The sequence below is a fragment of the Sorangium sp. So ce128 genome, assembly GCF_051525245.1.
GTDB classification, from domain to species: Bacteria; Myxococcota_A; Polyangia; order Polyangiales; family Polyangiaceae; genus Sorangium; species Sorangium cellulosum_B.
On sequence record NZ_CP150313.1, the window covers coordinates 12,349,370 to 12,363,885 of the forward strand.

Annotated in this window: 10 protein-coding genes; 3 read left to right on the forward strand and 7 right to left on the reverse strand. The window is 70.7% G+C overall.

Going from position 1 to position 14,516, the window contains the following annotated elements:
- Positions 1–32 precede the first annotated feature (32 nt).
- Positions 33–2,696, reverse strand: a complete 2,664-nt coding sequence (locus tag WME82_RS46795) for a M1 family aminopeptidase (protein WP_438040617.1) — start codon at positions 2,694–2,696, stop codon at positions 33–35.
- 75 nt (positions 2,697–2,771) lie between these two features.
- Positions 2,772–4,637 carry a bifunctional homocysteine S-methyltransferase/methylenetetrahydrofolate reductase gene (locus WME82_RS46800; protein ID WP_437742910.1) on the reverse strand — a complete coding sequence of 622 codons (1,866 nt, stop codon included), beginning with the start codon at positions 4,635–4,637 and terminating at the stop codon, positions 2,772–2,774.
- A 92-nt stretch (positions 4,638–4,729) separates the two neighbouring features.
- Here WME82_RS46800 and WME82_RS46805 point away from each other — a divergent pair, with 92 nt between their 5' ends.
- Together WME82_RS46805 and WME82_RS46810 are read left to right on the forward strand one after the other, a co-directional pair.
- On the forward strand, positions 4,730–5,608 hold the full coding sequence (locus tag WME82_RS46805) for a hypothetical protein (protein WP_438040618.1): 879 nt from the start codon (positions 4,730–4,732) through the stop codon (positions 5,606–5,608).
- 39 nt (positions 5,609–5,647) lie between these two features.
- Positions 5,648–6,229, forward strand: coding sequence for a hypothetical protein (locus WME82_RS46810; protein WP_437742912.1), 582 nt, complete (start codon positions 5,648–5,650; stop codon positions 6,227–6,229).
- 6 nt (positions 6,230–6,235) lie between these two features.
- Here WME82_RS46810 and WME82_RS46815 read toward each other — a convergent pair whose 3' ends face one another.
- From WME82_RS46815 to WME82_RS46835, 5 genes are all read right to left on the reverse strand, one after another.
- Positions 6,236–8,590 (reverse strand): hypothetical protein, encoded by a 2,355-nt coding sequence (locus WME82_RS46815; protein WP_438040619.1) that lies wholly within the window; start codon positions 8,588–8,590, stop codon positions 6,236–6,238.
- 654 nt (positions 8,591–9,244) lie between these two features.
- The gene (locus tag WME82_RS46820) at positions 9,245–9,664 is read right to left on the reverse strand and encodes a type II toxin-antitoxin system VapC family toxin (protein WP_437742914.1); all 420 of its coding nucleotides are present in this window, start codon (positions 9,662–9,664) and stop codon (positions 9,245–9,247) included.
- Entirely contained in the window at positions 9,661–9,846 is a 186-nt protein-coding gene (locus tag WME82_RS46825; protein WP_433930775.1) for a hypothetical protein, read from the reverse strand. The genes WME82_RS46820 and WME82_RS46825 overlap by 4 nt, the downstream gene beginning before the upstream one ends.
- Before the next feature lie 330 nt (positions 9,847–10,176).
- Positions 10,177–11,406 (reverse strand): aminotransferase class V-fold PLP-dependent enzyme, encoded by a 1,230-nt coding sequence (locus WME82_RS46830; RefSeq protein ID WP_438040620.1) that lies wholly within the window; start codon positions 11,404–11,406, stop codon positions 10,177–10,179.
- Positions 11,381–13,327, reverse strand: a complete 1,947-nt coding sequence (locus tag WME82_RS46835) for a YgiQ family radical SAM protein (RefSeq protein ID WP_438040621.1) — start codon at positions 13,325–13,327, stop codon at positions 11,381–11,383. Before WME82_RS46835 ends, WME82_RS46830 begins: the two co-directional genes overlap by 26 nt.
- Positions 13,328–13,728: 401 nt before the next feature.
- Here WME82_RS46835 and WME82_RS46840 point away from each other — a divergent pair, with 401 nt between their 5' ends.
- Positions 13,729–14,508: an RNA polymerase sigma factor gene (locus tag WME82_RS46840; RefSeq protein ID WP_438040622.1), complete on the forward strand. Its 780-nt coding sequence runs from the start codon at positions 13,729–13,731 to the stop codon at positions 14,506–14,508.
- Positions 14,509–14,516 lie beyond the last annotated feature (8 nt).

Below are 14,516 nucleotides of genomic sequence, written 5' to 3' on the forward strand. Positions count from 1 at the left end.
GCCGACCGCGGCGGCGCGGCAAAGAGGCTCGCTCACTTGGCGTCGGCCGCCTTCTTGGCCTTGGTGCTCGCCGCCTCGAGCTTGCCAAGCCGCGCCCTGATCTCCGCGTTGTCGCGGCGCAGCGCCTCGAGCTCGTCCCGCAGCCGGTCGAGCTCGCGCTTGCCCGCCCCGCCCAGGTCGCGGAGCACCTCGCGGATCCGACGCCGCACCCGCCCGTCGAGATCGCGGTCGAGCTGCCGCTGGAGCGCGCCACGCGCCCGGCCGTCGCCGAGATCGCCCAGCGCCCGCGCGACGTCGACCCGGAGGTACGGATCCGGCTGATCGAGGAGCTCCTCGAGGAGCTCGCGCGTCCGCCGATCGCTGGAGAGCTTCGGCAACGCCATGATCGCCGCCCGCCGCCCCCGCGTCGGGACGCCGTAGCGCGTGCGGGCCGTCAGGTGCGGCACGGCGCGCTCGTCCCGCAGGTTGGCCAGCCCGTCGATCACGCCGCAGCGGATGACCTCGCCCCACGAGGGGCGATCCAGGAGATCGACCAGCGTCTCGAACCCCGAGCTCTGCCGCGTGGCCCCGAGCGCGCGCGCCGCCTCGGCCTGCACCAGGTAGCTCGCGTCGCGCAGGGCGAGCTTGCCGAGGACCTCCGCCGCCTTGGCCGACCGGAAGCTGCCGAGCGCGCTCGCGACCGCCCGGCGCACCTTCGGGTGCTCCACGCCCGCGCTTCCCTCGAGCAGCGCGAACGCCGCGCTCGACTGGAGCGCGCCGAGCGCGGCCGCGGCCGCGGCGCGCACCCCCCAGAACTCGCTCGCGTCCGCGAGCGACTGCCCGAGCGTCCGCGCCGTCGGCGGGTCGTCCCGCCGAGAGAGCGGCTTCGCGGCGAGCATGCGGCCGCGCGCCGTGGGCGCGTGGGCGAGCTGCGCCCGCAGGAGATCGCCGGGCGCGTCGACCCGGACCTCGCCCAGGATCCTGAGGTCCGGATCCACCACCACGAAGCGAGGCCGCCGCGGGAGCGGGATGACGAAGGTGTGCGCCGCCTGATCCACGCGCCGCACCTCGCGCCGCGTGATCGAGCCCTTGCCCTCCGTGAAGCCGAAATCGAGCACCAGGTCGAACGCGAAGACGGGCGGCGTCGAGGCGTCCGGCTGGAGCGCGTGCTCCCGGCTGGGCTGCCCGGCCGCCTGCGCCTGCTTCACCGTCACGGTGCACTGGTCGCCCTCGATCTCGATCTTCACGTCGAGCTCGGGGTGCCCGGCGCGGAAGACCCACTGCTCGAAGAAGCGCTCCAGCGATTTGCCGCTCACGTCCTCGAGCGCGCGGGCGAGATCCCGTGTCTCCACGACCCCGCGCGCGTGGCGCGTCAGGTAGGTGCTCACCCCGCGCCAGAAGAGCTCGTCTCCGAGCTCCCGGCGGAGCAGGTGGAGCACGAGCCCGCCCTTCTCGTAGAGGTGTCGATCGAAGACGTCGAGCGGCGCGTCGTAGTCCTGACAGACGATGGGCCGCCGGTAACGCCCGCGCGCCTCGCCAAGGTACGAGTCGAGATCGGCCTTCAGGCCGTGATCGTACTCGTCGGCGCCGAGGTGGTGCTCCCGATAGACGTGCTCCATGAACGTCGCGAATCCCTCGTTGAGCCAGCCGTGCGACCAGTCGCGGCAGGTCACCAGATCGCCGAACCACTGGTGCGCGAGCTCGTGGGCGATGAGATCGTCCGACGAGATGTCGAGCGCCGCCCGCTCGTCGAGCAGGATGTGCTCGTACATCGTGGTGGCGGTCGTGTTCTCCATCCCTCCGAAGATGAAGTCGCTCACCACCACCTGCGCGTAGCGGCGGAAGGGATACTTGACGCCGAGCTTCTCGCTGAAGTGGTGGATCATGTCCGGCGTGCGCGCGAACGTGCGGCGGCCGTCCTCCTCGCGCCCCTTCGGCACGAAGTACGCGAGCGGGACGTCGAGCGCCGCGTCGTCGATGCGGGCGAACTCGCCCGCCACGAGCGTGAACAGGTAGCTCGGGTGAGGCTCGTCCAGCCGGTAGTGATAGACGCCCTCCTTCTGCGATCTCGCGTCGCTCGCGAGCTCGCCGTTCGACAGGCAGTACCAGCCCGGCGGCACCTGCGCGCGGAGCTCGGTCGTCTGCTTGATATGGGGCTTGTCGATGCACGGGAAGATGTGGCGCGCGTCCTCGTCCTGACACTGCGTCCAGACCTGGCGCGGGCGGTCGGGGACGTGCTCGTCCGGCTGGAGGAAATAGATCCCCCGGCGCGGCGTCGCCCGGTACCGGACCAGGATCGACACCTCGGCCTCGTCGAGCGGCACGGCGACGCGGATCGTCTCGCCGTCGTACGTGTGCTCGGCCGGGTGGAACGCGCCGCTCGCCGCCTTGCCCGCGCCGCGCTTGGGCTTCGCGGCGCGGCCGGCCCCGGCGCTGATCTCGACCGCCTCGAGGTCGAAGCCGATCGCGTCGAGCGCGATCTCGCGCGCGCCGGGGTCCACGCGGACCGCGTCGAGCCGCGCCGTGCCGCGGATCGAGCGCGCCTCGACGTCGAGGGCGAGATCGAGGGCGATGTGCCGGATCGTGAAGGGGCGCGAGCGCTCGTAGACGCGCCTCGTCCCGGCCAGCGTGAAGGGCCGCGACGCGGCCGCGAACTCGGACGACGACAGCACGGAGCCGCAGGCGCAGCGCGAGTGGAGCCGGTACTCTATGGACATCTCCGCGGAGTTTCCCCGCGCGGCGCCCGGCGCTGCAAGCAAGAACTCGTGCGCGGGGGCGGGCCGCCGGGCAGATCAGCCCGTCTTGAGGCCGTCGAGCACCTCGAGCGCCAGCTCGTACTTGCCGAGGGGCGGCATCAGGTAGGCCCCCTGCACCCGGTCGCGCACCGAAAAGAGCATCTCGCGGGCGATCTTCACCCCCTCCTTGCGCGCCTCGGGGCCGGCCGGCACCTTGCGCATGCGCTCGCGGATCTCCTCCGGGATCTGCATGCCGGGCACCTCGTTGTGGAGGAACTCGGCGTTCTTGTGGCTGACCAGCGGCAGCACGCCGACGAGCACCGGCATCCCCAGGTGATCGATGCGCCGCAGCACCTTCTCGAGCAGATCCTGGTGGAAGACCGGCTGGGTCATGATGATGTCGGCGCCCGCCGCGCGCTTCCGTTCCAGACGCGCGATCTCCTTGTCGAGGTCCTGGGCGCCGGGCTCGAGCCCCGTGGCGAGCAGGAACGACGTCTTGCCGCCCGGGATCGGCTTGCCGGCCGGGTCGAGGCCGCGGTTCATCGTGCTCGCCATGTGGAGCAGCCCGATGGAGTCGAGGTCGTAGACGGCGGTCGCCTCCGGGTAGTCGCCGACCTTCGGCGGATCGCCCGTGATGATGACGAGGTTCTTGATGCCGATCGCGTGGGCGCCGAGCAGGTGCGCCATCTGGCCGATGAGGTTCCGGTCGCGGCCGCAGACGTGCAGGATCGGCTCGATGCCGTAGCGCTGGACCAGCAGCGAGCAGAAGGCGAGGTTCGTCATCCGCGCCGTGGCGCGCGGGCCGTCGGCGACGTTCACGACGTCGACGCCGCTGTCGATGAGCATCTTCGCGGCGCTCAGCGCGCTCTCGGGGTTCAGGCCCGGCGCCGGGTTCACCTCGACGGAGACCACGAACTTGCCCGCGGCGATCTTCGCCGCGAGGGGGCTCCGCTCGCCGAGCGGCGTGGGCTCGAGCCCCGTGGGCGCGTCCATCGTGATGTGCGGGCGCGCGGCGACCTCGGGCGCGGCGCCGCCCCGGAGCATGCGGGCCGACTTGGCCATCCACCGGACGTGCTCCGGCGTGGTCCCGCAGCAGCCCCCGATCATCGCCGCGCCGGCCTGGATCATGCGGCGGGCGAAGACGTCGAAGTACTCGGGCGTCGCCATGTAGAGCTGGCGGCCGTCGACCGTGCGGGGCAGGCCCGCGTTCGGCTGCACGCAGAGCGGGAGCCCCGCGGTCGCCATCCGCTCCGCCATCGCGAGCGACAGCTGCGGGCCGTCGCCGCAGTTGACGCCGAGCAGCTCGACCCCCCAGTCCCGCAGCGTCCGCGCGACGCGCTCCGGCTCGCTGCCGTCCGCCGCGACGCCGCTCGTGTCGAACGTCATCGACGCGAGGACCGGGAGCCCCGGCGCGGCCGACCGCGCCGCGTCGATGGCGAGCTTGATCTCGTCAAGATGGCGAAATGTTTCAAGGATCAGGAGGTCTGCGCCGCCCTCGGCGAGCGCGCCGGCCTGCTCGGCGAACGTGGCGGACGCGGCGGCGAGGTCGTCGCGCGTGGCGACGCCGGGCACGAGCCCCGTCGGGCCGATCGAGCCGGCGACGTACGCGTCGCCGCCCGCGATCTCGCGCGCGAGGCGCGCGCCCGCGAGGTTGAAGTTGCGGACCTCGTTGACGAGCCCGTACCGCTCGAGCCGGAACCTGTTCGCGCCGAAGGTGTTCGTCTCGATGACGTTCGCGCCCGCCGCGACGTACTCGGCGTGGATCTTCTTCACGAGATCGGGGCGCGCGACGTTCAGCTGCTCGAAGTTCTGGGTGACGAACACCCCGCGCTCGTAGAGCAGCGAGCCCATCGCGCCGTCGAACACGAGGATCGAACGCCGGAGCGCGTCGAGGAATGGGGCCTCTGGTCTCGTGCGGGACATGGGGCGCATCGTAGGGGCGCTCCGGCTTCTCAGGAAGGGGGGCTCGACGCGGTTGACGGCGCGGCGCGGATCTCGGTAGGGCAGTTCTCGAGATGAGCACGCCCCGATGGCTTCAAGCATTCGCCCTGGCGGTCTCCGCCGCTGCTCCGCTCCTCGCCGCCCCTTCCGAGGCGCACGCCTGGCATCCGCCGGTGCACCGCTCGGACGCAGGCGTGGATCTCTACCTGTGGAGCGCCCGTGATCTCGGCACCTCGCTCGCCGCCGTCCCGTTCGTGCAGTTCGAGCCGTCGCCGGATCTGTTCATCAACCTGAAGTTCCCGCTGGCGCTCTCGTTCGACGGCCCGGGCGACTTCGAGGACCCGGGCCGCCAGTCGCGCGCCGCGCTCGGCAACCCGACGTTCACGCTCTACTACTCGGACATTGCCCGCAAGCTCACGTGGTACGCGGGCGGCCGCGCCGGGCTGCCGCTCGGCGCGGTCGACGGCTACGACTGGCACGTGGCCAGGGGCTTCAGCGCGTCGGCGATGGCCTATTACGATCTGCACCTCTGGGCGGCGAACGCGCTCCCGGTCGGCGGCCTGGGCGGCATCGAGTACCGCTTCGGGAGGTCCTTCGTGCTCCGGGCGGGCGGGGACCTCACGTTCTTCATCCCGGTGGGGGACGGCGTCCGGCGCGGCTTCATCGACGACTCGGACGATCTCGAGGCCGTGTTCCAGGCCAAGGTCGAGCCCGAGCTCCAGAGCCGCTCCGGCTTCGGCGGCGGCGTGGCGCTCCAGACGGTGTGGGTGCCGTCGTCGGTCTACGACGATCAGGGGCAGGTCTCGCTGCTGCCGTATTTCGTGTACGATAGCCAGAAGACCTTCTTCATGCGGGCCGGCCTGCTCCTCGCGCTGGACGAGCCGCTCGGGCCTGCGTTCGACAGGGGGCAGGTGGCGTCCCTCTATCTGCAGTTCGGCGGGCACATCGACTAGCGTGCCGGGCGGTTCGAGAGAGCGAGAGATGAGCCGGACATGACCCGTCGCCGTGCCATCGCCTGGGGCGCCGCCGCCGTCGGCGTGCTGGCCCTCGTGCTCGTCGTGATCAGGCTCAACCGATTTCCGCCGGACACGACGCCCGAGGGCGCCTATCTCCGCATCGCGTACAGCATCGGCGTCAGCGATCCGCGCGCGTGCTTCTCGTACCTCGAGGACCGGGCGCAGCACGCGGCGTACACCATCCGCGACTACCGGCGGAAGGCGAGCGAGCGGATCGAGGCGAGCTACCCGGAGCCGGAGCGCGCGCGCCTGCTGGAGCAGTACCGCGCGCACGCGATGGCCGAGGACGGGGCGGACGTGTGGGTCGACATGGCCACGAAGCAGGGCTTCATCGCGCGCCTCCGGCGCGACCTGTCCGGCATCGGGAAGGTGGAGGTGACGGGCGAGCGGGCCACGGTCGAGACGGCGCGCGGCACGCGGTACCCGTTCCGGCGGAGAGACAATGGCATCTGGGGGCTCACGCTGTTCACCGCGGACCTCGTGGCCGAGGCCGAGCGAGCCGCGCGCGACTGGGACGTCGTGGAGAAGGCCGCGCTCGATTACGAGCGGGGGCGGTGAGCGAGGTTAGCGGACGAGCCGCCCGAACGCGTGGGGCCGCGCGCCGGTTTGCGGGAAGTACGCGGAGCCCGACGTGAGACTCCAGCTGTACCCGGTGAGGTCCCCGGCGTTCGCCTGGCCCGGGGAGACGGCGTAAAGACGCATGGTGCCCCTGCCCGCCCCGCCATCCGTGCTCCCGCCGCGGCACGGCTTGGTGGGATCGGCCGGCACCCATCGCGTGTCTCCCGTGCTCGGGTCCGTGGCGCACCCGTGGGCGGTGCTTGTCGAGTCGATGACCCGGAGCGAATACTGGGTCGTGCCGGAGACGACGGGCTCGATGGCCAGCGCGATGGTGGTCGGGTACGCATCGACGATCGCCGTGTGTCCCGAGCCGCCGTCCGTGTAGTTGATGACCAGCAGATCGCCAGGCAGAATGTCGCCGATCTTCGAGATCCGCTTGAAGTGGTTCCCGGCGACCACGTGGCCGTACAGGCTCGCGGACGTGGGGCTCGTGGATCCCCACCAGCCGCGGAGGATCGAGGTCGTCAGCGTGGGATCCTCGTGCAAGAGGGACAGGGTGAACAGCGACGCGCCCTGCGTGGTCCCGGTGAAGCTCGCCCAGTTGATGCTGCTCGGCGTCCCGAATCTGTTGGTGTCGGGGTTGTCGAGCACAAATGGCATGTCGGCGGCACGATCGACGAAGGCGCGGGCGCCCACGAGGTGAGGCGGCGGACCCTCTCGCAGCTGGATGACATGAGCAGCGCCGGCGCTGTAGCCGCGAGCGTCGTCGGTCCAGGTGCCGGCGATCAGCGTATCTCCCGAGAGCGCCACGCGAACATCCCACCTGTTCCATGTGGAGCTCTCGGCCGCGCCCTGCGGCGTCCACACGTCGCCGATCCTAGCGAAGATGCTCGGTCCCTGTTCACCGTCGTCGCTTCCGCCGAGGACCAGCCTGTCCCCGGACACGGCGACGCTGGCGTTGCGATACCAGCCGCCCCAGCCCGGAGCATCGACGTCGCTGGAGTGCAGCATGGCCTGCTGCTTCCACGCGCCCTCGCCGCGCGCGAAGACCACGGCGGCGAGCCTGTCAGGGCCATACTCATTGTAGACGATGGTGCCTACCGCCAGCGTCTCCGAGCTCAACGAGAGCGAGCCGCCGAACCTGTAATGCGGTGTCGCTCCGACCGGCGGGTAAAGGATGGCCTGTTCGGACCAGGTGTCGCCGACGCGGGTAAACACGTAGACTTGACACGAACGCGCTCTTGAACCGTCGTCGCAGTCGCTGCCCATGACCGCGGTGTCGCCGTGCAGGGCGACGGCGTAGCCTTGGTTGCGTGCGTCGCGGCCGGGGGCGAGCTTGGCCTGCTGCACCCACGCGGCGCCGCTCCGGACGAAGATGTACGCGCCGCCCGGACCATGATTGTTGGGCGCCCCGACCATGATCGTGTCGCCCGATATCGCGGCGGTGTATCCGAACCGGCTGTCGCCGCCTGGGCTGTCCTTCGCGACGAGCTTTTGCTGCTCATGCCACGCGTCGCCGCTGCGCACGAACACGTACGCGGCGCGGCGCTCGACGGCGCGAGCCGACGTGCTGTTTCCGACGACGATCGTGTCCCCATCGATGGCCACGGAAACGCCGAAGAAATCGCCAGGCAGACCATCGCTGGGGGTGAGCACGGCCGCCTGGGACCACGACGCGCCGTCGCGCACGAACACGTACGCTGCTTCAGCGCCCATGGCGCCGACCACCGCGGTGTCCCCCGAGGCGGCCACCGACCACCCGAAATAGTCGTCGCTCGAGGCATCGCTGGCATAGAGCACTTGTTGCTCCGTGGCGATGAGCGGGTCGACCTCGAGCGGATAGGCCGCGCCGGTGTCGTCCACCACGATCGACACGTTCGCTTCGCTCAGCTTGAGCTCTGCCGGAAGTACGCTCCCGCGCGCGTCCTGGACGACGAGATCGGCATACCGCAGCACGGCCGCGCCGGACGCGTCCAGCAGCTCCATCGACTGGCCGTCCTCCGAGAGCCGCGGCGAGAGATCCCCCCCGAGCGCGATCTCGAGCTCCACCTTGCCTTCGCCGTCGCGACGGCATGGAGGCGGCGAATCCAGGGAGAAGCCCTGCTCCAGCCCGAGGGGGCCGTTCAGGTACCACTCCGTGACGCTCAGGCCCGCGGACCGGGCTAGGTGCCTGAGCTCGACGCGGTTGTTTGATCCGCGCGGTTCGGCCGCGACGTCCAGGGGGACGAGCTCCCCCTCGCAGCCATAACGCGCGAGCTTCATCGTGATTCGACCCGCGCTCACCGAGCTCTCGCGGGTCACGGCGACGCCGGCCGACGTGAACTCGGAGACGAGGCCGTGCGCCGGATTCAGAGCGCTCACCCCGGCGCGCGCGCCCGCCGTGTTGAGGCTTACATTGTACGCAGAAGACGCCTGTCTCTGAACTGTCGCGATGAACGCCGCGCGGCGCTCCAGGGACGCGGCGTCGGGCCCCTGCTGCCCGTGAGGCCGAGTTTCCTCGGCGCTGTCCGTGCTCGCTGGATCAACCTCCGCGCTGCACGACGTGACGGCGGTGATGCAAAACAAGAGTGCATGAATGGATGTTCTATGACGCGGCATGTGGCTCTCCCTGTCGGTGGTAGACCCTGACGGACCGGCGGCGTGTGCGGCGCCGGAGCCAATGACCCGAACTTGGATTGGAAGGCGGTCCACAGCGGCTCGCTGCTGTCGAGCGCCTTGCGGAGCCCCTCAGCGCACGAGCGCACGCGGATGGTTAGGTCACGTGAAGGACGGTCCCGTCCTTATTTGCCGTTCTCATCGTCCGCTTCGGTTTCGCGCGTGTCAAGGAGGGCGAACATCGATGGCGTTGAGGGAAGGCGCCACCTCGATAGGCCGTGGTGTGAAGGGGGGCCCTGCAATGCGTGGATGTCAGACAGCCGCAGCACTGAATGCGACATGTCGACAGAACGGATAACGACATCCCCGGGCGTGACGGTGTGGGTGAGGGTCTCAGCGGGCAGCGCCGCCGAGGCGCGCTCAGGTGACGATCCGCTCCAGCTTGAAGTCGAGGACGGCCCGAATCGCATCGTAGTCCTCGTCGGCTGTCAGGACGGTGGCGCCGAGAGAACGTGCCGAGAGCGCGATCAACACGTCATTGACCAGCGAGGCTCGGCGCACCTCACGCCCCGCCTCGCGGAGCCGCCGCAACGTTCGTCCGGCATGGTCGAAGACCTCGGCGTCTGGGGCGACGATCCGTCCGGCGCCCCTGTACGCGCGGCAGAGATGATCGACGGCCCGCCGCGCCGGGAGGGTCGTGGCGCCGGCGCGGAGCTCCATCTGCACGACGGCGGAGAGATACCGGACGAGTCCCGGCCCTATCATCAGGTCCTCGTGGATCCCCCGGTTCAGCCAGCCGATGTACAGGTTCGTATCGAGGAGGACCTTGCGGAGGATCATCGAAGAGCGTCTTCGAAGCCGCCGACCGCCTTGACGCGCCGGTGGACCTTCAGGATCGGTTCCTCGCCGAGGACGAGATCGAGCGCCCGCTCGATCGTCTCCTGCTCCGTCTTCGCGCCGAGGAGCTTTTTGGCTCGATCAATCTTGGACTGGTCCAGCTTGAGGTGCTTGTGCCGCGTCATGTTCATGCTTCAGGCTAGCGTGAACATCCCCGGCCCGCCAGCAAGCTGATTTCAAGCCCTTCCGTAGGTTCACGGGCTCGGTATTCCGGAGCTTCCAGTGGGAGGCTCAGCCGCGTGAGGATCTCCCTCACCATCGCTGACCCGGCCACAGCACCTGAAAGGCGCATTCTGCCGTCACGGCCAGTCAGCACAGGAGAGCGCGTCGAGGAGGTCCTGCCCGCGCTCATCGCGATGAAACCTGAGAGAGCCATGCGCTGCAGCGTCTCCGCGCACGGCTTTCTCAGGTCTCATCGCGGCGGCATCGCCCGACGCACCACGCGCGGCGCCGACTCACGCCGTCGTTATCCGCCCGAGCGCCTCGTCGACCGACAGCAGCACCTGCTCCCACTCGTCGAGCGCGTTGGGCCAGTGCGGCGAGAAGCGCAGCACGCCGTCCGGGATCGCGCAGGCGATCCCGAGGCGGGTGAGCTCGCGGTACAGCTCGACCACCGGGGCGCCGCCCGGCGGCCTCACCCCGAGCGAGCAACCCCGCAGCGCCGGATCTCCCGGCCGCAGGCTCTCCCATCCGCGCTCCCGGAGCGCCTCCTCGAGCGGGTCGAGGAACCGGTTCGCATGCTCGTGGATCCGCTCGACCCCGATCTGCAGGATCAGGTCCACCGCCGCCTCGAGCCCGGCGAAGCCCGCAGCATTGAGGTTGCCGCCCTCGACGAAGTCGGCGCGCTGCCGGATCGGCCGGTCGTACCGGAGCTTGCCCGGGCCCTGGAGCAGGAAGCTCACGGCGTCCTCGTGGCTCAGCCAGCCCGCCACCGCGGGGCGCAGCGACGGCAGGCGCTCGCGGCGGATGTAGAGGAAGCCCGTGCCCTCCAGCCCCATCAGCCACTTGTGGCCGCCGCACGCGAGGTAATCGACCCCGGCCTCCTCCACGTCCACCGGCGTCGCGCCGACCGCCTGCACGGCGTCCACGCAGAGCTCGGCGCCGTGCGCGCGGCAGAGCGCGCCGATCGCCGCGAGCGGCATCCTGAGCCCGGTCTGGAACTGCACAGCGCTCACCGCGACGAGCCGCGCCCCGCGCTTGAGCTCGCCCTCCAGCTGGGCGAGGCCCGAGCCGCTGCCGTCCGCGAAGCCGCCGAGCGGCAGGAAGACGACCTCCAGGCCGAAGATCGCGGCCGCGCGCTGCCACGGGGTCACGTTGGCCGGGAACTCCCCCTCGAAGAGGATCACCCGGTCGCGCGGCCGCCAGGGGAGGCACAGCGCGATGTCCGTGAGCCCGCGCGTCGTGCTCTGGACCAGCGCGATGTCGTCAGCCGCCGCGGCGCCGATGAGCCGGCCGAGCTTCTCCCGCAGGCGGAGCCGCTGCGCGTACCACGCCGGGAACGCGGCCGCCCCCTGCGCGGCGTAGTCGTCGAGCAGCGCCATCATCGCGAGGCGCACCGGCCGCGACGGCGGCGAGATCCCCGCGTGGTTCACGTAGACGAGCGGCGCGAGGTGCGGGAACAGGCCGCGGTCGCCGAGCTTCGCGGTGAACGCCCGATCCCTATCGATTTCGGCGGTGTGTCGCATCGGCTGGCTTCCCCCGGCGCTCCCCGCGGACCTTGGCGAGGTAGCGCGGCGGCGCCCCCTTCCCGGCCGCCGGCGGCACGAGGCAGTGCGGCTTCGTGCCGATGAGATCCCCGCGGCCCGCCTTGATCAAGGCCTCCCGCGCCTCGTCGTGGTGCGCCGGGTCCCAGTAGAGGAGCAGCGCCTTCTGGAGCTTCTTCTCGCGCAGGTCCTTGGCCGTGTACACCGGCTCCCGCGTGAGCGGGTCGATCCCCGTGTGGTACATGCAGGCCGCCATCGACATCGGCGTCGGGATGAAATCCTGCACCTGGCGCGGCCTCATCCCGCTCTTCTTCAGGTAGATCGCGAGGTCGACCATGTCCCGCAGCGTCGAGCCGGGGTGCCCCGAGATGAAGTAGGGCACGAGGAACTGGTTCTTGCCGGCCTCCTCGCTCGCGCACCGGAACTGCTCGGCGAAGCGCTCGTAGCTCTCGATGCCCGGCTTCTTCATCTTGTCGAGCACGTCCTTCTTGTTGTGCTCCGGGGCGACCGAGAGCTGGCCCCCCGTGTGGTGCGCGGCGAGCTCCTCGATGAACTCGGGCGACCGCTCCGCGAGGTCGTAGCGCACGCCGGAGGCGATGAAGACCTTCTTGATCCCCTGCTCCTCGCGCACCGCCTTCATCAGCTTGAGCAGCGGGCCGTGGTCGGTGTTCAGGTTCTCGCAGACCTCCGGGAAGACGCACGAGAGCCGCCGGCAGGCGTTCTCGATCGCCTCGTCCTTGCACCGCATCTGGTACATGTTCGCGGTCGGCCCGCCGAGGTCGCTGAGCACGCCGCGGAAGCCGTCCATGCGCCGCAGCGCCCGCACCTCGCGCAGGATGCTGTCCGCCGAGCGCGACTGGATGACCCGCCCCTCGTGCTCGGTGATCGAGCAGAACGTGCAGCCGCCGAAGCAGCCGCGCATCGTGACGACCGAGTGCTTCACCGTCTCGTACGCGGGGATCGGCGCGTCGTACGACCAGTGCGGCACCCGCGTGAACGGCAGGTCGTAGAGCGCGTCCATCTGGCCCGTCTCCAGCGGGAACGCGGGCGGGTTGAAGTACACCGCCTCGGCGCCGTGCGCCTGGAGCAGCGGGCGGGCGTTGCCGGGGTTCGTCTCGAACTGGAACGCGCGCGACATCTCCGCGAAGGCGCCCCTGTCCGCGGCCACCTCCTCGTAGCTCGGGAGGATCACCGCCTTGCCGTCGGCGACGTAGCGCGAGCCCTCGATGTGCTCCCACTCGCCCTTGCGCAGGGGGACGGCGGTGCCCCTGACGTCGCGGATCGACCGGACGGGCTCGCCGCGCCGGAGGCGATCGGCGACCTCCCAGACGGCCTTCTCGCCCATGCCGAAGATGAGCATGTCGGCCTTGGCGTCGAGCAGGACCGAGCGGCGGACCTGGTCGGACCAGTAGTCGTAGTGCGCGATGCGCCGGAGCGACGCCTCGATGCCGCCGAGGACGATGGGGACGCCGGGGAACGCCTGGCGGCAGAGGTTCGCGTAGACGATCGACGCCCGGTTGGGGCGGAGGCCCACCTGCCCGCCCGGCGAGTACTGGTCCTCGCTGCGGACCTTCTTCTGCGCGGTGAGCTTGTTCAGCATCGAGTCCAGGTTGCCGGCGGTGACCCCGACCATGAGCCGGGGTACGCCCATCCGCAGGAGGTCGCTCGTGTCCTGGTAGCGGGGCTGGGAGACGATGCCGACCCGGAAGCCGCGCCCCTCGAGGAAGCGGCCGATGATCGCGGCGCCGAACGCGGGGTGGTCGACGTAGGCGTCGCCGTTGACGAGCAGGATGTCGAGCGCGTCCCAGCCCCGCGCGCGCATCTCCTCCCGGGTCGTCGGCAGGAAGGCGGTCAGGTCGCGGGGGGCGGCGCCGGCGCTTCGGCGGAGCTGGGTGAGGGGCACGGCGCCGTCACCCTACGGGCCGGGAGAGCGGGCGGCAAGGGGGCGGCCCCGGCGGGGAAGCGACGGGTGACCGCGTGACGGCGCCGGGGAAGCCCCGCGGGGCCGCGGCCGAGGCCGGCGCGCGGGGGGCCGGCGAGAGGGCGCAGCCCGCGTTTTTTCGGGAGAAACGCACAACTTGCACGATACCCGGCCAGCAGGTCACGGCTTCTGGTCACGGAGCATCGGATCTCCGGACGCGACATGAGGGCTGGCGCGCACCACGCACCACCGCGGCGGGCCGCGGCGTTTCACACCGCGTCAGTCGCTGGTGAGCTCATCAAAAAACGCTTCAAAATAAGAGGTTTTGGCGCGCGGGGGAGGGTTCCAAAACGACCCGGAAAGAGGGTCAGTAAAAATAATATGTGGAATCACGATCAGAGGATGACCTCCGCGCCAAACATCTCAGCTTCGCTGTGGTGCACGAGGTCGGCGTTCCCTTCCTTCGCGGGTTGCTCCGGGGGGTTGGCGTGGGGGCGAACGATCGCGAGGACGTGCTGCACGACGTCCTCCTCGCCGCTTACCGCAATCTGGAGACCTTCGACGCGAGCCGCCTGCTGCGCGCGTTGCAGGGGCGGCGCGACGAGGACGACTTCTTCGAGGACGACTTCGAGGACGAGGACCACGAGCCGGTGCCGCTCAGCGCGGTGCTCCCGTGGATCGGGGAGGGGCAGCCGCGGCGGGTGTGGGACTCGCTCTACCGGTGGCTCTACGGGATCGCGTGGCGGCAGGTCAGCCACTACCGCGACCGGGCCTATCGGCGCCGCGAGATCCCGGACGGCCTGCGGCTCACCGCGATCTCCGCCGGCATCGACAGCCGGCCCCGTCTGGAGCAGCGGCTGGAGGCGATGGAGCGGGCCGACGTTGTCGACGCGCTGCTCGCCAGCCTCGACCCGCAGCGGCGGGTCATGCTGGTGATGCACGACATGCTGGACATCCCGGTGGTGGACATCGCCCGGGAGCTCCAGATCAACGAGAACACGGGGCAGAACCGGCTACGGCTGGCCCGGGAGGACTTCCGGGCGGCGGTGAAGCGGCTCGACCCGGAGCAGCGGAGCGCGCTGCGCCTCGGCGACAGGCCGTTCGCCGCCGAGGCGACGACGCGCCGCCGGCCGGCTCCCCGGCGGCGCAGGCGAGGGAAGTGAGGCGGCGC

What these genes read in the sequence shown, in the direction of transcription:
- WME82_RS46805 (WP_438040618.1), top strand. Translation starts at nt 4,730, where the DNA reads ATGAGCACGCCCCGATGGCTTCAAGCATTCGCCCTGGCGGTCTCCGCC.
- WME82_RS46810 (WP_437742912.1), top strand. Translation starts at nt 5,648, where the DNA reads ATGACCCGTCGCCGTGCCATCGCCTGGGGCGCCGCCGCCGTCGGCGTG.
- WME82_RS46800 (WP_437742910.1), bottom strand. Translation starts at nt 4,637, where the DNA reads ATGTCCCGCACGAGACCAGAGGCCCCATTCCTCGACGCGCTCCGGCGT.
- WME82_RS46830 (WP_438040620.1), bottom strand. Translation starts at nt 11,406, where the DNA reads ATGCGACACACCGCCGAAATCGATAGGGATCGGGCGTTCACCGCGAAG.
- WME82_RS46825 (WP_433930775.1), bottom strand. Translation starts at nt 9,846, where the DNA reads ATGACGCGGCACAAGCACCTCAAGCTGGACCAGTCCAAGATTGATCGA.
- WME82_RS46795 (WP_438040617.1), bottom strand. Translation starts at nt 2,696, where the DNA reads ATGTCCATAGAGTACCGGCTCCACTCGCGCTGCGCCTGCGGCTCCGTG.
- WME82_RS46820 (WP_437742914.1), bottom strand. Translation starts at nt 9,664, where the DNA reads ATGATCCTCCGCAAGGTCCTCCTCGATACGAACCTGTACATCGGCTGG.